An 18175-nucleotide genomic window follows, 5' to 3' on the forward strand; every position below is an offset into this window, starting at 1 on the left:
ACTACTATCCACTAACCACTAACCACTAACCACTAACCATTACGCACTAAGCAAAGTAGCTGGTGTGCCGTCAGTGTGCAATAATGCGCGTTTGGGACCGTGAATTGGGTCTTCTACGATGATAGTTTGATCGCGGCTGGCTCCGAGGGAGACGATCGCGATGGGGACTTGGATTAATTCTGCTAAGAATTTTAGATAGTCCAGTGCGGCAACTGGCAAATCTTCGAGAGTGCGGCAATCACTTGTTGACACTTTCCATCCCGGCATTGTTTTATAAATGGGGCGACAGCGTGCAAATTGACGAGCGCTAGAAGGGAAGTGATCGCAACGTTCACCATCTATTTCATAAGCGACACAAACATTGATTTCCTCTAATTCGTCGAGGACATCAAGTTTGGTAATCGCTAGACAGTCCATACCGTTAATTCTAGCGGCGTAGCGACCGATAACAGCATCAAACCAACCGCAGCGACGTTTGCGTCCGGTGGTTGTGCCAAATTCGGCACCGCGATCGCATAACAATTCTCCCATTTTTCCGTCTAGTTCGGTGGGGAATGGTCCTTCTCCTACTCTGGTGGTATAGGCTTTCGATACCCCAATTACTCGGTCTATCATTGTCGGTCCTAGCCCTGTACCAACGCAAGCCCCCCCAGCTACGGGGTTGGAGGATGTTACATAAGGATAAGTTCCATGATCTAAATCGAGAAGCGTACCTTGCGCTCCTTCAAACAAAATATTGCGCCGTCGTAGCACCGCATCGTATATTTTTAATGAGGTATCAACTACGTAAGGTCCCAACCGTTCTGCATATCCCAAATACTGGTCTATCACCTCTTGGGTATTTAGGGGCGGCAAATTATAAAGCTTTTCGAGAATGACGTTTTTATAATTAATCGTCCACTCCAACTGTTCGCGCAACCCGGTTTTGTCCATCAAATCTAACATTCTGATCCCAATACGCTCAGATTTGTCAGCATAAGTTGGACCAATACCCCTACCTGTTGTGCCGATTTTGTGATTTCCCCGTCGTTCTTCCGATGCGGAGTCAATCAATCTATGGTAAGGCATCGTTACATGAGCCGTCTCAGAAATCAGCAGATTGCGAGTAGATATATTTAGTTTTTCAAGTTGATCCAGTTCTTCGATGAGAACCTGTGGATCGATTACCGTTCCGCAGCCAATTATGCACTCGGTATCTGGGTACAAAATACCAGAGGGAATTAAGTGCAATTTAAAGGTTTGGTTGTTAACTACAATCGTGTGTCCAGCATTGACACCCCCTTGGTAACGTACAACAACGTTTGCGGAGCGACTGAGTAAGTCTGTTATTTTACCTTTTCCTTCATCGCCCCACTGGGCGCCTATCACAATGACGTTAGCCAAGCGTTTATTAAAGAACTAAAGTTTTCACAAACTCTAATTATCAACAGATTATGTGGCTAATGTCAAGGTTCTTTAATCGTATTTTCCGAAAAAGTGACTAATTCGTTGAGAGCAACTACAAGGGATTTATCAGTTATTAGCGATGAATTATGAGTTTCATCTTAATTTTTGTAAAATTATCAACTAAACTTAGTTTATACTTACTGAGAACTATTAATTTATATTAAAATTGTCAAGTTGTTATCTGGCAATATATGTATCAAATTAAAGCCAGAAATTTCCAAGAGAAAAGTGTGCTAAATACCATCTTAGAGAATCAAACAGTAGCTTAATCAAATAAACCAATTTTGATTAAATGTAACTCAGGTGACATTTTTCTGAATGTTGAAATTGCTATTAAATTCTTTAAGCCTTGAAAATTGGGCATGGGGCAATGGGCAATGGGCATGGGGCATTGGTAATAATTCTTTTCCTTTTCCCTTTTCCCTTTCCCCCAATAAGTGCTAGAACTACACTCAAAGATGCACTTAATTTCGCTGACTGGTTACGCGATCGCTACAGATGCACATGATTGCCATTTATGAAGAAGGGTAAAGGGAAAAGGGGAAGGGGTAAAGGGGAAGAAATTGGATGGGTGTTTTTTCCTTTCCCCTTTTTTCCTTTCCCCTTTCCCCCTCCTTAAAAAGATTATCCGGAAAATAGCAGCCTCATTTCTTTACTTGATCCGCAAATTATCTCAAGACTCAACATTCAGAGAATCACAAATCGAAATGTTTGAAGCCGTTCGGCAGTCAATTATATCTCCTAGAGATAAGCAAATGACAAATAATATTCAAATGCTAGTTCTCGACATTGAGTTAAGACAAAAGTTATCAAAGCAAATGTTGCCTAAATTGTTTCGTAAAGAGACAAACAGGAAATTGCCAGAAAGACAATTTTATGGGACTATAAAGGCGATCGCTCAATTTTTTATCAGCAAGAGTGCAGATTTTGCGCTCTTTGCGCTCCTGTATAAATTGCTTATACATTACATCAGCCAACTGAAACAAGCAGAACATAAAATCCGCGAACAAGCAGCGTTGCTGGATGTGGCAACTGACGCAATTTTCGTAAAAAATATCCAAAACCAGATTTTATTCTGGAATAAAAGTGCAGAAGTTTTGTATGGTTGGAAAGTTGAGGAAGTTATTGGTAAAGATGCTTTAGCGCTTTTGTATGAAGATTTACCACACCCAGAATCAGCACTTTTAACTGTGATTAAAAACGGTTACTGGCAAGGTGAATTAAAACAAGTACAAAAAAATGGTGATGAGATTCTAGTAGAAAGCCGATGGACTTTGGTACGTGATGAATTTGGACAACCTCAATCAATTTTAATTGTTAATACAGAAATTACGCAAAAGAAACAACTAGAAGCAGAACTTTTGCGATCGCAACGCTTGGAATGTATCGGCACTTTAGCTGGTGGTATTGCCCACGACCTCAACAATGTGTTAGCACCGATTTTATTAGCAGTTCCTTTATTGCAGATGAAATTGTCCGATCCGCAAAGCGAACATTTGCTAAAAATGTTAGAAAATAATGTCAAACGCGGAGCAAATTTAGTTAGACAAATCTTGTCTTTTGCACGCGGAATTGAATGCAGACAGACAACTGTTAAAGTTAAGTCTTTGCTAACAGAAATTGAAGACATTATCACCGGAACTTTTTCTAAATCAATCACCTGCCATACATACATATCAGACAATATTTGGCATGTACACGGAAACGCCACCCAACTGCATCAAGTGCTGATGAACTTAGTTGTCAACGCCCGCGATGCCATGCCCGACGGTGGTATAATGACGATTTCCGCAGAAAATATCCTCATTGATGAATACTATGCCAAAATGCATATTGACGCTCAAGTGGGTTCTTATGTTGCTATCACCATTGCGGATACAGGTATAGGGATACCGCAGGCAATTCAAGAGCGAATTTTTGAGCCTTTTTTCACTACTAAAGAGGTGGGTAAAGGTACAGGTTTAGGACTTTCCACAGCACTGGGCATTATTAAAAACCACGGTGGATTTGTTAATTTATACAGTGAAGTTAATAAGGGAACGCAATTTCAGATTTACTTACCTTCTTCCACCAAAGTGGAAATCGATCCGCCTTTTGAAGAACTAGAACCACTTACGGGAAATGGTGAATTAATTTTGGTGGTGGATGATGAAGCTGCAATTCGCGATCTGACTAAATCAACTTTAGAAACATATAATTACCAAGTGCTAACTGCCAGTGATGGTGTTGAAGCTGTAGCAATTTATGCTCAACATCAGCAAGAAATTAGTGTAGTATTGCTGGATATGATGATGCCTTGGATGGATGGTGCGATCGCTATCCGCACTCTACAAAAAATCAATCCTCATGTGAAAATTATTGCCATGAGCGGTTTGTTATCAAATCAAAATATTGCCGAATCCGCCGGCACAGGTGTAAAAGGATTTTTATCCAAACCATGCACAGCTAGAGAATTATTGCAAGCGATCAACTCAACTCGCTGCCAAATCCATTAACAACTTAGCCAGTAGATAAATACGAGGAGCGATCCGTTCCAATTCTATGTATTCATCCGCACTATGGGCACCACCACCTACAGGACCAAGTGCATCTAAAGTAGCTGTACCAACAGCAGCAGCGTAGTTACCATCCGTACCACCACCACTACCTTCAACTCCCAGATTCAGGGCAATTTCTCGGTAAATAGCTTGAGCTTTTTTGACTAACGCATTAGTTTTTGAATTAGGTGGAAATGGTGGTCTTCCTCGTTCTGAAATGACTTTGACTTCAGTACATGATAAAAGTTTGTTTTGCGATATCTGCCTAAAGTCGCGTTCAAGCCGATCAAACTCTTCAGCTTCTAGTACCCGCACATCAGCTTGAACTTTGGCAAAATCGGGAATTATATTCAGGCGATCGCCAGCACTCAAAACAGTAAAATTAACAGTTGTCTGTTTGCTAGAATTGCCGAGTTTACTCGCATTCAGGGTTTGATGTGCTGCTTCTAACAGAGCATTACAGCCTTTTTCTGGTTCTGCACCTGCATGAGCAGCTCGACCTTTGATTTCAAATCCATACTGACCAATTCCTTTACGCCATGAGGTAATTTTATCTTGTGGCGAACCAAATTCTAAAACTAAAGCATAATCGTGTTGTTTTGCGACTTCTTTAATTAAATCTCGCGATCCACGCGACCCTTTTTCTTCATCTGGATTAATTAAAAAAGTGATTTTTCCAAAGTTTTGAAAATTCATTTCTTTCAAAATTTTCAATGCTTCGATACCGAGAATAATTCCTCCCTTGTCGTCCATAACACCGGGACCGTAAGCCTTATTACCCACAATTTTAAATGGACGTTGAGCAACGGTTCCTTCTTTGAAAACAGTATCTGTATGAGCAAGCAGTAAAATATTAGCTTTGCCAGTTCCTTTAATCGTTGCCAGAATGTTTCGTCCAACACTAGGAGTCGCTTTTGTTGTTTCGATTTGCGCTCCGACTAACTTAAGTTGCTCAATTACTAGGTTTTCGACTTTGGTAATTCCCTCTGCATGACATGTCCCAGATTTAATTCCCTCTGAATTACATGTTCCAGAATCAATATTAACAAGAGGTTCAAGTTGAGTGACAAACTCAGATTTCGCAATAAGTGCTTTTTCATATAGCACCGGATTGCGAACCGCGACAGCAAAATCTAATGTTGAAAATAGAAAAAAGATTATAACAATTACACACAACAAAGTTATAGTTAACAAACTGTTTCTAGCGCGAAGAATCACTTTTATTACAATCGATCATTCAGTAATCAAAAATATACTACAGTTTTGAGTCTGTGGTTTTTTACATAGACAAATTAATACCGCTAAATCAGTAAATTAACTAAATAAGTACAAAAAGTAATCAGTAGTAAGGTTTTTTCCGGATATCTAGTTTTCTTTACCCGTCTTATATTTAGCCTTATTAAAAATAATTACTCCTATCGATTACGTTTTTATTTGTTATTGTTAATATTATTAAACTTTTTCAGAAATTTTCCGGGAAAAGACCATTATGGCTTTATACGCTGAATTGCATAGACATCTGGGCGGTTCGGTTGTACCCCGCGTTCTGTGGCGATACCTAGAACGCAATTCGTCAGATTTACTTTCACGGTTTGCTGACTATTCGGCTTTTGAAGAGTTTTTCACGCGATCGCGCAGCACGTTAGATGAATATCTGGAATTGCACACCTTAGTTGAAAGCGTGCAGAATGCCGAAAGTTTGCCCTACTTTATCTATCGTCTGATGCGGGGTGCTTATATTTTTGAGAATTTGGCTTATCTGGAACTGCGCTATACTCCTTATCTCCGCACACCAAAGCATCTAAGTCAATCGAAGAGAATTGACCAAATGGCGGAAATTGTGGAAATTGTCGGACGTGCCAGTAAATTACAAGAATATCCGATTGTGACTAGCCAAATACTTTGTATGCATTCGCGCTTACCTTATGAGGTAAATAAGGCAATTGTGGATTTAGCAGCGCAAAATACCAAGTATATCTGTGGAATAGATGTTGCTGGTGGTGATAGCTATTATGCCGATCGCTTGGATGAGTGGATTAGTTTGTATAATTATGCGCGATCGCTGAATGTCAAAACCACCGGACACCTTTATGAAACCACGGCTGGCTGTTATCCAGAATTATTACCTTATCTAATGCGGATTGGTCACGGCATCCAAATTCCGCTCTTGTATCCAGAGTTACTTAAAGATGTAGCTCGACGTGGGCAGTGTTTGGAGGTTTGCCCGACAACATACTTAAAAACTGGTACTTTAGAGGATATACGTCAACTCAAGGTAGTTTTTGACCGATGTTTTGACGCGGGAGTAGATATCGCTATTTGTACTGATAACGCCGGTTTGCATAACGTGCGTTTACCCTTTGAGTATGAAAATCTCTTAACTTACGACATTATCAACTTCCAACAGTTACAAGCTTGTCAAGATGCAGCTTTCCGTCATGCTTTTGCTTGGCCCTACCGTCAACGTCCGGCATCATTGTTAAATGGGTTGCTCAAACCTGAACCTATGAAAGCTTTATCGATGCGGGATAATTAAGCACTTACACCCTAGTACAGCACGGCGTAAATAAACCAACTCCGGCGTTTACGCCTCTTCCTTCTCCACCCCCCTGAGCGGCTACAAATCAATCCACCTGTTCTACTCTTTCAGCCAACCTTTTATAGCTCCGGTAATGAAAGCGCCTACAGGATTATCCAGAACTTTCTCAAAGGCAGCTAGTCCTCCTTCTCTGGCAGCGTTGATCACTCGCTGTTTCCAATCAGGATCACTTTCAATGCGATTTATAGCTTCTACTGCCAGTTCTGCTGTAGTTTTAGTCGGGTATTTTTCTGAGAGTTGTTTTAAGAGTTGCTGAATTTCTGTTGGGGCAGCAATTAAATCCTGCTGTGGCGCATTATTATTTATCTGTCCACCAACTTGTGCATTTCCTTTAATTTCACCACCACTCATGTTACCTATGCCGATATTCCCACTTTGATTTACCACGATGTTATCTCCAGGTTTTATGTCATTTCTTCTTTTAACAAGTTTATTATCCACATGCCCTAAAAACCATCTGTAAACATTAAGAAATATCTCCGCTAAAACAACCGCTATTAACGCTATTATACCAAGGTAAAAGGTTCCATATATCCAATTAAGCCGAAGCGGAAACAGTATAAGGAAAAATATAAAAAATACATAGATGAAAGTCCATCTAGCCGGATCATCACCAGTTGGCCAGAATGCGTTCCATGCAAACTTGCTGGCAACAATCTTAACCTGATCGTCAGTCTTCAGTGGATATTTTTTGTCGTCGGCTATGAATTCTTGTAAATAACTACTGATCGTCCATCCTTCAGCTATTACCTTGGTTGAGAAAAAAGGGAGAAATTTTACAAAGAGTGGCAATAAAACTACAAAAAATGTGAATACCCACAATAGCACTACTATATACTGTCCCAATGGAGAATACAACTGAGTCCACAAAAATTTTAAAGAATCACCCAGGTCTTTCTCAGAAAAACTCTCAGGAACAAGCATTTTAGAGTCAATTGGCTTAACGCCTGAAAAGCGACTAAATAATGAAAAAACACCAGCAGAAAATAATACAAAGAGTTGTATATTAAAAATTTCAGTTATTGATTTTAACCCAAAACGGTGGTTAGGATCATCAAAATCTAAAACAATGTGGCGAGTAAGATAATTAGGATCTAAGTCATCTCCAATCTTGTGTTTGAGATGTCGATTTTTTTGATAGATTAACTTTAGATAAAAAATATTATGAAACAGTAGTAAAAAGATTGCTCTAAGAGCTATAAAAAAGATTATAAATTGACCTAAATGAGCAAATGTATACACACATTCAGAATAGATAGTTTTGTGTTCCTTGTTTTTATATGCTAAGATTTTAATAACATCATTTGACAAGAGTGTTTTCTCAAAGTGATGAAAAATTAAATCACAAAACAAAACCAATAAAAATATTCTGGGATTTAATGCGATTTTTTTTAATTTATTATGTATTTTATCTTTAATAGCATTGTTATTAAAAAGAGTTAGGATAGGAACTCGTTTTTCTCGTTTTTTATCATCAGTTTCTACATTGACACCGAAAAGCTTATCACCGATGAACCTTAGCAAAAACAAACTTAATGGTAGTACAAAAGTATGACTATGAAAATTCCATTGTACTTTATAACCTCCATAAGTCACACCATTTATTATTTCTGGTTCCCAAATACCTAATATGATTGATAAAAAAATTGGAGCAACCCCAATAATAAAGACAAATAAGTAATCGATTTTTTTAGTTGAGTTTAGTAATCTTTTGTGAAAACGTTCGATTAATAACATCTTTTTTGTGTTTTGTTAATTTACCGTTCTTGATAAACAGGACCAGCCCTTTCAAGGTGAACGTTTGTACTATGAAATAAATAATATTTTTCACCCAATTTCGGTATTTTGGCGATTGCGATCGCTTAATTTACAGTCCAAAAATTTGGAGTTTATCCATAATTTATTTCTTCAATTGCAGTCAATGCCTGAAATACGGTTAAAAATTGGATAGTACATATGCTCACCTTGAAAGGGCTAGATATTAGGACCAGCCCTTTCAAGGTGAACGTTTGTACTATGAAATAAATAATATTTTTCACCCAATTTCGGTATTTTGGCGATTGCCATCGCTTAATTTACAGTCCAAAAATTTGGAGTTGATCCATAATTTATTTCTTCAATTGCAGTCAATGCCTGAAATACGGTTAAAAATTGGATAGTACATATGCTCACCTTGAAAGGGCTAATAAACAGGACTTACACATTGACAAAAGTTTGATTAAGTGTGTTGGTTTACAAACTCTTGCAGTTCTGAGCGATCGCTATTGAGCAAAGGTTAATTGATAAAAGCTTGAAACGACGAAATGCGCCTTAATTCACAAGATCGTAAATTTGTACAGTGGGTAATGATTGTAAAGAAATTTTATTATTCTATTCAGTGCTTGGCAACTCGCTTACACTGTAATTTATGTCTTCTACAATTCAAACTTTACCAACGGAGGTAGTATACCTCATTACAGCCGGAGAGGTTATTGACTCTCTAGCTTCTGTGGTGCGGGAATTGATAGAAAATTCCCTAGATGCAGGTGCAACGCGGATTGTAGTTTCTGTATGGGCGCAGCAGTGGCGGGTGCGCGTAGCAGATAATGGTTGTGGAATGAATTTGGATGACTTACAACAAGCAGCATCGGCACACAGTACCAGTAAAATTCGCTCTTGTGCAGATTTGTGGCAAATTAACAGTTTAGGATTTCGGGGTGAAGCGTTACACAGTTTGACGACTTTGGCAGATTTAGAAATTTTAAGTCGTCCGGCAAATTCTGCAAGTGGTGGATTCAGAGTTGTATATGGCTATGGCGGGGAACCTGTCGTAGTGGAAGCAACAGCGATCGCACCTGGTACAATTGTCACAATATCCAATTTATTCGGAAATTGCTTAACTCGTCGTCAAGGTTTGCCAAGCACAGCTATTCAAATGAAAGCAGTGCAAGCCTTGATTTATCAAATCGCCTTATGTCATCCTCATGTTACCTGGCAAGTTTGGCAAAATGACCGTGAATGGTTCACTCTTTCACCAGCTGCCACAACGGGAAAACTGTTACCGCAAATTTTACATCAAGTTAAACAAGGCGATTTACAAGAACTAAAATTAGAATTACCTAACCCTCCTAATTCTTGTAAAGACGCGATTAATCGCGTCTCTACTGCTAACTCCTCACTCTCATTAGTTATCGGATTGCCCGATCGCTGTCATCGTCATCGTCCAGATTGGGTGCGTGTAGCGATCAACGGACGTATGGTAAAATCGCCAGAATTAGAGCAAACGATTTTTGCAGGATTTCACAGAACATTACCACGCGATCGCTATCCAATCTGTTTTTTACATCTTTATATTTCCCCAGATCAAATCAACTGGAACCGCAATCCCGCAAAAACGGAAATTTACCTCAATGAATTAAGCTATTGGCAAGAACAAATATCTAGCGCCATTGAACAAGCACTTCGCATCGATTCTGTCAATATCAAAGAAGCAGTTCACACAACACGAGTTAGTAAATTAATTAAAGCCGCAGAAGAAAAAGGAGGTTATCATGTAAAACGTCCTAATTCTGAAGAGGAAAATAAGCCGCTTAATTCTCTCAAAGCTGTTGCTCAAGTTAGCAACACTTATATAGTTGTTGAACATCCCGGTGGAATGTGGTTAGTAGAACAACATATTGCTCATGAGCGAGTTTTGTATGAGCAATTATACGATAATTGGCAGCTTGTTCCCGTGGAACCCGCAATTATTTTATATCAATTGTCGCCGCCGCAAGTTTCCCAACTACAACGCATCAATATAGATATAGAACCTTTTGGGGAACAACTTTGGGCAGTTCGTAACCTACCTGCACTTTTACAGCAAAGAGACGATTGTGCTGAAGCTATTTTAGAGCTTAGTTGGGGTGGTGACTTACAAACAGCGCAAGTAGCTGTAGCCTGTCGTAGTGCAATTCGCAACGGTACACCCCTAACTTTACCAGAAATGCAGACACTATTAGATGATTGGCAACGTACCCGCAACCCGCGTACCTGTCCCCACGGACGCCCGATTTATCTATCTTTGGAAGAATCAGACCTAGCGCGGTTTTTCCGACGTAATTGGGTAATTGGCAAGAGTCACGGAATTTGATTCTTAGATACCCGACAAATGAATGCGGATACCAGTGATGTAGATTGCCAAATAATTTGACCGTGTTGAAAAATTACACATACTGTAAAGACGTTCCGGCGGAACGTCTCTACGACGGTTACGATGTTTTTGTTACTGTTAATTAAACGGACATGATATTAATGTCTGTATAATTCGATTTAATTCTCAAATACAATTTCTGTTTCCTCGCAGAAATTAAAACTTGCAGCTTCGGAGGGACCATCAGCATAAATCGCACGTAATTTCCAAACGCAGCTTGTATTGTTCGTCGAAGAATCCCATTCAAGAGTAATTTTTCCTCCAGTATTTATTGCACTATCACTAAACTTACGCCAGTTTGCGCTACCTACTTCGGCAGCTTCAATTCTCTGAATTTTTGCATCTCCCGCATTTTCAACCACAAATGTCCATGAATTAGCAAGAGCAGGAGCTGCAATTGCTGCTAATCCAACAGCTACGGTTCCTGCTGTTGCTGCGAACTTAACCATTAATTTGTTAATCATTTTATACCTCACTTCTCAAACCGATTTCTCAGTGTTTATTGTCCATATTTCAGTGATAAACGTCAATTTAAGAGAGGTCAATAGATTAATTGTCAAGGTTAAAAGAGCAATTTTTAGCAAATCTTTAAAAAATAGCTGTTTTTTTGCTGCCATAAAAAATATTGGCAGCAAAATAGATTTTTTGTATAATAGAGTACTTAAATTCAGTATTTGTTACTAGAAAAATGCCTGATGAAGGGTTTTAGTTTTCAAGAAGACTTCAAATTTACATTTTTACCCGATGAGGGGATTTGAGGGAGCTAGGCATTGCACCGAGATGTTTGGCTTCAACCGGCAAGATGATTTCAAATGCTTAATATCAAGTCCGGATAATTAGCTATGATTCCCACAGTCATTGTACCCCACCCCCAACCCCTCCCCGCAAGCGGGGAGGGGAGACAAAGCTACGCTTTGGCGGGGTGGGGTTCTTGGGGTGAGCGTAAGTAATCAAGCGGACATCATATAATTGTTCGTTGTAAGGGACTTCCAAAAAATAAAACATCCCCCAAAAGATAATAAAAATCATTGTAAAAAGTCTACAAACAACAAAACCCTTGTGTTGCAAGGGTTGAAAGGATTTATTTTTATGGATATTAATTTGTCAAACGACAAACGTATATTTTATATTTAACAGTCATTAGTCTAAAGACACTTTGACTGTTGACTGTTGAACATTGACTAATTATTTATCATTAAAGGTGTCTTTGAGAACAGTACGAGCCGCAAGATGATTGCGAGTAGAAGTCAAAATTTCTGCTTCGCGTTCTAAGCGATCTGCGGTGTCTTGCATTTCTAACAATAACTGTTGTTCTGGGGCTACACCATAAAGATTACTCGCTACCCAGTAAGATAATTCTATTGGCAAGTCTGGCAAATCTTCTGGCAGTTCGATATTTTGTTCGGTCAACTTAGATGATAGCCGTATAACATCTCGCAGCAGTTGTTCTACATCTGTTGCTAAAGGACGTAAATCTTTGCTTGGTGGTTGGTCTTCAATCCACTCTACTAAACCAACACGATATGGCTTTTCTCTGACATATTCTAAGACGCGAAATCTTTGCTGTCCTAAAGTTAGCATCTTCATCCGGTCATCTGGTAGCCGTTGGTAATGAATAATTTCCGCACAGCAGCCAACATTTGCGATCGCTCCTTTTGCTTGATCAAACATCAAAACACCAAACCTGCGATCGCTCTCCAGAATCGTGTTCATCATGATTCTGTAGCGAAATTCAAAAATATGGAGTGGTAATGGTCTGGTAGGAAATAGAACTACTTCGGGTAACGGGAACAGAGGTAGTTCGCGAACCGCAATTTTAGAAGAAGATGTCATTGTTACCTTAGTATAAGTTTAATCTTTTAAAGATATTATTTTTTGCTTTTCCCGTTTATTACTTACATTCTATCATCTGTTTTCTAGCTAAATAAAAAGCCCTGAGACATATTTCTTCAGGGCTATGTAGATATTTATACTAAACAATGTTGGGCATTGGGCAATGGGAATTGGGCAATGGGAATAAAAAGAAGTTAGACGTCTTTCTTTGGACTATGCCCCATGCCCTACTATCCATTTATAATTTGACTTCAATATCTACACCAGATGGCAAATCAAGTTTCATCAAAGCATCAATAGTTTTAGAAGAAGGCTGATAAATGTCAATAATGCGACGATGGGTGCGAGTTTCAAAGTGTTCCCGTGAGTCTTTATCGACGTGAGGCGATCGCAATACGCAATATATCCTGCGTTTTGTTGGTAAAGGAATCGGTCCTATGGCTGTAGCGTTAGTCCGATTAGCTGTGTCTACAATCTTCTCGCAAGATGTATCCAATAACCGACGGTCAAAAGCCTGTAAGCGAATTCTAATTTTTTGCTGTTGTAGAGTAGCCATCTTTAGTTGTCCAGGTTCAGATTTGAGATTAATTGAGGTCAGAGAAAGGAGCAGAGAGGAATTATACCATCTCTGCTCCATATTTTGATTAAATTACAAAAGTGTTACTTGAGAATTTTAGATACGACACCCGCACCGATAGTGCGACCACCTTCACGAATAGCGAAGCGCATACCTTGTTCAATAGCGATCGCGTTGATTAATTCCACACTCATTTTAATGCGGTCTCCGGGCATTGTCATTTCTGCATCGCTACCATCATCGGCAGTGAATGCTGTAATTGTGCCGGTTACGTCTGTTGTCCGCACATAAAATTGAGGACGATAGCCAGGGAAAAATGGAGTCTTGCGACCACCTTCTTTTTCTGTCAGTATGTACACTTCACCTTCAAATTGGGTGTGGGGAGTAATCGAACCGGGTTTTGCTAGCACCATACCGCGTTCAATATCAGTCTTCTGAATACCCCGCAGTAGTACACCGGCGTTATCCCCAGCCATACCTTGGTCAAGACTCTTCTTGAACATCTCAATACCAGTTACGGTAGTGGCGCGAGTATCTCTGATACCCACTAGTTCGACGTTATCGCCGACTTTGACTATACCACGTTCAATCCGACCAGTGGCAACAGTACCCCGACCTGTGATGGAGAATACGTCTTCAATCGCCATCAAGAAAGGCTTATCGATATCTCGCTCTGGAGTGGGGATAAAGGAATCTACAGCGTCCATTAGCTCATAGATTTTATCTACCCACTCATTTTCACCCCGTTGGGTCTTGGGATTCTTGGTCATTGCGTCGAGAGCTTGCAGACCAGAACCTTTGATGATGGGGATGTCGTCACCAGGGAAATCATAGCTGGTAAGCAATTCTCTCAGTTCTAGTTCTACTAGTTCCAAGAGTTCTGGATCATCCATCAAGTCTTCTTTGTTCAAGAAGACAACCAAGCTGGGTACACCGACCTGCTTTGCCAACAGAATGTGTTCGCGGGTTTGGGGCATTGGACCATCGGTAGCAGCTACTACGAGGATGCCTCCATCCATCTGTGCCGCACCGGTGATCATGTTCTTGACATAGTCAGCGTGTCCGGGACAGTCTACGTGGGCATAGTGACGATTTCCGGTTTCGTATTCAACGTGAGCGGTATTAATTGTAATACCCCGTGCCTTTTCTTCGGGTGCGTTATCGATTTGATCGTAACCCTTAGCCACGGCTTGACCGTTAGCTGCTAAGGTCATGGTGATAGCTGCCGTTAACGTAGTTTTACCGTGGTCAACGTGTCCAACAGTACCTATATTTATGTGGGGTTTATTCCTTTCAAACTTTGCGCGTGCCATTAATCCTCGTTTCCTTTATCTAAGTTAAGCGTTCCCTTTGCTTTTAGCGATGATTGCCTCAGCCACGTTGCGAGGCACTTCTTCGTAACGGCTAAACTCCATTGAGAAGATGCCCCGACCTTGGGTTTTAGACCGAATATCAGTAGCGTAGCCAAACATTTCTGCTAATGGTACTTTAGCAGTTACTTTGGCAATTCCCTGCTCAGATCCCATCCCCTCAATTTGCCCGCGACGGGAATTAAGGTCGCCCATAACATCTCCAAGGTAGTTTTCGGGAACTTCTACCTCAACTTTCATCATAGGCTCTAACAGGACGGGTGAAGCTTTCATCACAGCCTCTTTCATCGCCATTGAGCCAGCGATTTTGAAAGCCATTTCCGACGAGTCTACATCGTGGTAAGAACCATGAATCAATGTTGCTTTTACATCAATTAATGGATATCCAGCGATAACACCGCTTTCACAGCTTTCTTTCATTCCCTGTTCGGCAGGTCCGATGTACTCTTTGGGTACGGTACCACCAACAATCTTGGAGACGAATTCAAAGCCAGTTCCTGGTTCTCCGGGTTCTAAATTGATCACAACGTGACCGTATTGACCTTTACCACCACTCTGACGGATAAACTTGCCTTCTACTTCCTTGACACCTTTACGGATGGTTTCGCGGTAAGCTACTTGCGGCGCGCCGACATTCGCTTCCACCTTAAATTCTCGCAACATGCGGTCTACAAGAATTTCTAGGTGTAACTCTCCCATCCCTGCAATCACGGTTTGGTTGGTTTCCGGATCGACGCGGACACGGAAGGTGGGATCTTCTTCTGAGAGAGATTGCAAAGCCTTGGACAACTTGTCCATGTCATTCTTGGTTTTGGGTTCAACCGCTACCGAGATGACAGGCTCAGGAATAAACAAAGATTCCAGAATTACTGGTGAACCTTCATCACATATCGTGTCACCTGTCAAGGTGTCTTTCAATCCTAGAGCTGCTCCCAAATCACCCGCTCGCAGTTCATCGACATCTTGTCGGTCATCTGCCTTCATCAGAACTAAGCGGGAAATCCGTTCTTTTTTATTCTTAGTAGCGTTGAGGACGTAGCTACCCTTTTTCAACACACCAGAATAAACGCGAACAAATGTGAGGCGACCGTAAGGGTCAGCCATAATCTTGAATGCCAGAGCCGATAAGGGTTCGTTGTCATCAGCATGACGCTCAACAGTTTCACCATTCAGCAGTAAACCTTGAATTGGCGGTACTTCGCTTGGTGCTGGTAGGTAATCTACAACCGCATCCAACATCAGCTGCACGCCTTTGTTTTTGAAGGCTGAACCACAAAGTACTGGGACAATTTTACCTGCAACTGTGCCTTTACGCAGTGCCGTACTGATTTCATCTGTTGTCAGTTCTTCGCCCTCGAAGTACTTACTCATCAGATTGTCATCGGTTTCTGACACTGCTTCCACTAACTTGACGCGGTATTCTTGCGCCTTTTCTTGCATATCGGCGGGGATATCGGTTTCTTCGATATCTGTTCCCTGGTCATTATTGTAGATATGTGCACGCATCTGCACTAAGTCAATAATGCCTTTAAAGTCGTTTTCGGCACCGATGGGCAGTTGAATGGCGATCGCATTTGCTCGCAGGCGATCGCGCATCTGGTCGTGAACTCGATAAAAGTTCGCTCCTGTGCGATCCATTTTGTTGATAAAGGCGATCCGAGGCACTTTGTAACGGTCTGCTTGCCGCCACACTGTCTCTGACTGCGGTTGCACGCCGCCCACTGAACAAAATACTGCAATTACACCATCCAACACGCGCATGGAACGTTCAACTTCAATTGTGAAGTCAACGTGACCCGGTGTATCGATGATGTTTATTTGATGATCTTTCCAACTGGTTGTAATCGCAGCGGCAGTGATGGTAATTCCCCGCTCCCGCTCTTGTTCCATCCAGTCTGTTACGGCTGTTCCTTCATGGACTTCGCCGATTTTGTGAATAATTCCAGAGTAAAACAATATTCTCTCTGTTGTTGTTGTCTTGCCCGCATCTATATGCGCCGCAATCCCAATATTGCGTACTCTCTCTAGTGGGATCGTACGTGCCACAGTTGCCTCCTAAGTTTTCGCCTCATGATATCTTGTATATTACACTTGGTTAAGTTTCTATACTTTTACGGAAAACCGCCTTTTTTTATAGAAATCCTCGATATATCGCTTTTTTCCTGGCGATATACCGATTCTCTACGTAATTTAGGCATTCTGCCACGTCTGACAGATCAAAATGCCTTTTAGTAACGATAGTGAGCAAAAGCTTTGTTAGCTTCAGCCATCCGGTGCGTTTCTTCGCGTTTGCGAATAGCGTTTCCGGTTTCGTTGGCAGCATCCATTAATTCATTTGCCAGTCTGCTTGCCATTGTCCGTCCGGGTCTAGCTCTGGAAAACTGTACCAGCCAGCGCAATGCGAGGGTGGTACCCCGGTCGTTACGTACTTCCATCGGTACTTGGTAGGTTGCTCCACCAACCCGACGCGCTTTTACTTCTACTAAAGGCGTTGCATTTCGCACTGCTCTTTCAAAGGTTTCTAAAGCATTCGCACCAGTGCGTTCCTCAATTGTTTTCAACGCTTCATAAACAATCCGTGCGGCAAGTGATTTCTTGCCATGACGCATTATCCGTCGAATTATCATGCTAACAAGACGACTGTTATACACTGAGTCAGACGGAACTGGGCGCTTTTTAATAACACCACGACGAGACATACTTTACCCTTACTTCGGATTTGCGAACCAGATTATGTGCGTTACATGCGATCGCAGCGACGCTCCTTGAACTTAACTTGTTGCCCAAAACTTGACACAACAAGGCGACAATATTATATACCTTAATCTCAAAATTAAGATGCTGCTGTCGCTAACAGCATTCTCAAAAATTCCTGCACGTAGCGCGTGTAGGTGGAAGCTTTACCAATTTAACTTGATTTAAGCGAAACTAGCTAGCATCTCTGATTGCTGCCGTTTGTGAGCAAGCCTCCAGCAAAGGAGCATACCCTTGGGGAAGCTGCTTTACGTCTACATTAACGTTAACCGTTTTTTGGCACCATACAACTTGATGAAGCAATTAATCGCATAAAAAGCGATTAATTAACTATCATTCATTTTATTTTTTCGCTGGTTTCGGACGTTTGGTTCCGTATTTGGAACGACCTTGCTTGCGGTCTTTGACTCCGGCTGTATCTAAGGTGCCACGAATAATGTGGTATCTCACGCCTGGTAAGTCCTTAACCCGACCCCCACGAATCATCACAACGGAGTGCTCTTGCAAGTTGTGACCAATTCCGGGAATGTAAGCTGTGACTTCAAATCCCGAAGTAAGTCGTACCCTTGCTACTTTGCGTAGAGCTGAGTTAGGTTTTTTCGGTGTAGTCGTGTATACCCTGGTACAAACGCCCCGCCGTTGAGGGCATTGCTTTAGAGCTGGGGACTTGGTTTTCTGACGCGCTTTTTCGCGTTCAGTTCGGATGAGCTGCTGTATAGTTGGCATGAGTTACAGCGCGTGAAGCTGCTTTAAGGTCTAAGTTTTCAACAAATCCCTATTATATCGTTTTCTACGGGTTTTGTGTCAAATATTTGTTTTTGGGCATGGGGCATTGGGCATGGGGCATTGGGCATGGGGCATGGGGCATTGGGCATGGGGCATGGGGCA

General features: G+C 41.2%; 14 protein-coding genes. 4 read left to right on the forward strand and 10 right to left on the reverse strand.

What is annotated here, in order from left to right:
• Positions 1-39: 39 nt before the first annotated feature.
• Entirely contained in the window at positions 40-1383 is a 1344-nt protein-coding gene (locus TOL9009_RS0117330; protein ID WP_029633908.1) for an adenylosuccinate synthase, read from the reverse strand.
• Between the two features lie 433 nt (positions 1384-1816).
• Here TOL9009_RS0117330 and TOL9009_RS47425 point away from each other — a divergent pair, with 433 nt between their 5' ends.
• Positions 1817-1954: a hypothetical protein gene (locus tag TOL9009_RS47425; protein ID WP_186227587.1), complete on the forward strand. Its 138-nt coding sequence runs from the start codon at positions 1817-1819 to the stop codon at positions 1952-1954.
• A 199-nt stretch (positions 1955-2153) separates the two neighbouring features.
• Positions 2154-3941 (forward strand): hybrid sensor histidine kinase/response regulator, encoded by a 1788-nt coding sequence (locus tag TOL9009_RS39545; protein ID WP_084763370.1) that lies wholly within the window; start codon positions 2154-2156, stop codon positions 3939-3941.
• Here TOL9009_RS39545 and TOL9009_RS0117345 read toward each other — a convergent pair.
• Positions 3918-5090 carry a glutamate carboxypeptidase gene (locus TOL9009_RS0117345; protein WP_260675914.1) on the reverse strand — a complete coding sequence of 391 codons (1173 nt, stop codon included), beginning with the start codon at positions 5088-5090 and terminating at the stop codon, positions 3918-3920. The two genes, TOL9009_RS39545 and TOL9009_RS0117345, sit on opposite strands and share 24 nt — an antisense overlap.
• A 382-nt stretch (positions 5091-5472) precedes the next feature.
• Here TOL9009_RS0117345 and TOL9009_RS0117350 point away from each other — a divergent pair, with 382 nt between their 5' ends.
• Positions 5473-6519: an adenosine deaminase gene (locus tag TOL9009_RS0117350; protein ID WP_029633910.1), complete on the forward strand. Its 1047-nt coding sequence runs from the start codon at positions 5473-5475 to the stop codon at positions 6517-6519.
• A 102-nt stretch (positions 6520-6621) separates the two neighbouring features.
• Here TOL9009_RS0117350 and TOL9009_RS44560 read toward each other — a convergent pair whose 3' ends face one another.
• Positions 6622-8319 carry a hypothetical protein gene (locus TOL9009_RS44560; RefSeq protein ID WP_051502935.1) on the reverse strand — a complete coding sequence of 566 codons (1698 nt, stop codon included), beginning with the start codon at positions 8317-8319 and terminating at the stop codon, positions 6622-6624.
• 670 nt (positions 8320-8989) lie between these two features.
• Here TOL9009_RS44560 and mutL point away from each other — a divergent pair.
• Positions 8990-10693, forward strand: coding sequence for a DNA mismatch repair endonuclease MutL (mutL, locus tag TOL9009_RS0117360; RefSeq protein ID WP_029633911.1), 1704 nt, complete (start codon positions 8990-8992; stop codon positions 10691-10693).
• A gap of 179 nt (positions 10694-10872) precedes the next feature.
• Here mutL and TOL9009_RS0117365 read toward each other — a convergent pair whose 3' ends face one another.
• The 7 genes from TOL9009_RS0117365 to rpsL form a co-directional block, all read right to left on the reverse strand.
• Positions 10873-11217: a hypothetical protein gene (locus TOL9009_RS0117365; RefSeq protein ID WP_029633912.1), complete on the reverse strand. Its 345-nt coding sequence runs from the start codon at positions 11215-11217 to the stop codon at positions 10873-10875.
• A gap of 721 nt (positions 11218-11938) precedes the next feature.
• On the reverse strand, positions 11939-12586 hold the full coding sequence (locus tag TOL9009_RS0117375; protein WP_029633913.1) for an LON peptidase substrate-binding domain-containing protein: 648 nt from the start codon (positions 12584-12586) through the stop codon (positions 11939-11941).
• Positions 12587-12824: 238 nt separating this feature from the next.
• Positions 12825-13142 carry a 30S ribosomal protein S10 gene (gene rpsJ / locus TOL9009_RS0117380; RefSeq protein ID WP_008232935.1) on the reverse strand — a complete coding sequence of 106 codons (318 nt, stop codon included), beginning with the start codon at positions 13140-13142 and terminating at the stop codon, positions 12825-12827.
• Between the two features lie 104 nt (positions 13143-13246).
• Complete coding sequence (gene tuf, locus TOL9009_RS0117385; RefSeq protein ID WP_029633914.1) at positions 13247-14476, reverse strand: elongation factor Tu; 1230 nt, start codon at positions 14474-14476, stop codon at positions 13247-13249.
• Between the two features lie 24 nt (positions 14477-14500).
• Positions 14501-16579: an elongation factor G gene (gene fusA, locus TOL9009_RS0117390; RefSeq protein ID WP_029633915.1), complete on the reverse strand. Its 2079-nt coding sequence runs from the start codon at positions 16577-16579 to the stop codon at positions 14501-14503.
• 182 nt (positions 16580-16761) lie between these two features.
• Positions 16762-17232, reverse strand: a complete 471-nt coding sequence (rpsG, locus tag TOL9009_RS0117395) for a 30S ribosomal protein S7 (protein WP_029633916.1) — start codon at positions 17230-17232, stop codon at positions 16762-16764.
• A gap of 397 nt (positions 17233-17629) precedes the next feature.
• The gene (rpsL, locus tag TOL9009_RS0117400) at positions 17630-18013 is read right to left on the reverse strand and encodes a 30S ribosomal protein S12 (protein WP_029633917.1); all 384 of its coding nucleotides are present in this window, start codon (positions 18011-18013) and stop codon (positions 17630-17632) included.
• Positions 18014-18175 lie beyond the last annotated feature (162 nt).

The organism is [Scytonema hofmanni] UTEX 2349 (assembly GCF_000582685.1).
In the GTDB taxonomy this organism is placed as follows: domain Bacteria; phylum Cyanobacteriota; class Cyanobacteriia; order Cyanobacteriales; family Nostocaceae; genus Hassallia; species Hassallia hofmanni.

Excerpts from the sequence above, each read along its gene's own strand:
- TOL9009_RS0117375 (WP_029633913.1), bottom strand. The coding sequence starts at position 12,586 with ATGACATCTTCTTCTAAAATTGCGGTTCGCGAACTACCTCTGTTCCCG.
- TOL9009_RS0117350 (WP_029633910.1), top strand. The coding sequence starts at position 5,473 with ATGGCTTTATACGCTGAATTGCATAGACATCTGGGCGGTTCGGTTGTA.
- rpsJ (WP_008232935.1), bottom strand. The coding sequence starts at position 13,142 with ATGGCTACTCTACAACAGCAAAAAATTAGAATTCGCTTACAGGCTTTT.
- TOL9009_RS39545 (WP_084763370.1), top strand. The coding sequence starts at position 2,154 with ATGTTTGAAGCCGTTCGGCAGTCAATTATATCTCCTAGAGATAAGCAA.
- TOL9009_RS0117365 (WP_029633912.1), bottom strand. The coding sequence starts at position 11,217 with ATGATTAACAAATTAATGGTTAAGTTCGCAGCAACAGCAGGAACCGTA.
- TOL9009_RS47425 (WP_186227587.1), top strand. The coding sequence starts at position 1,817 with ATGGGCAATGGGCATGGGGCATTGGTAATAATTCTTTTCCTTTTCCCT.
- tuf (WP_029633914.1), bottom strand. The coding sequence starts at position 14,476 with ATGGCACGCGCAAAGTTTGAAAGGAATAAACCCCACATAAATATAGGT.
- rpsG (WP_029633916.1), bottom strand. The coding sequence starts at position 17,232 with ATGTCTCGTCGTGGTGTTATTAAAAAGCGCCCAGTTCCGTCTGACTCA.
- TOL9009_RS44560 (WP_051502935.1), bottom strand. The coding sequence starts at position 8,319 with ATGTTATTAATCGAACGTTTTCACAAAAGATTACTAAACTCAACTAAA.
- rpsL (WP_029633917.1), bottom strand. The coding sequence starts at position 18,013 with ATGCCAACTATACAGCAGCTCATCCGAACTGAACGCGAAAAAGCGCGT.
- mutL (WP_029633911.1), top strand. The coding sequence starts at position 8,990 with ATGTCTTCTACAATTCAAACTTTACCAACGGAGGTAGTATACCTCATT.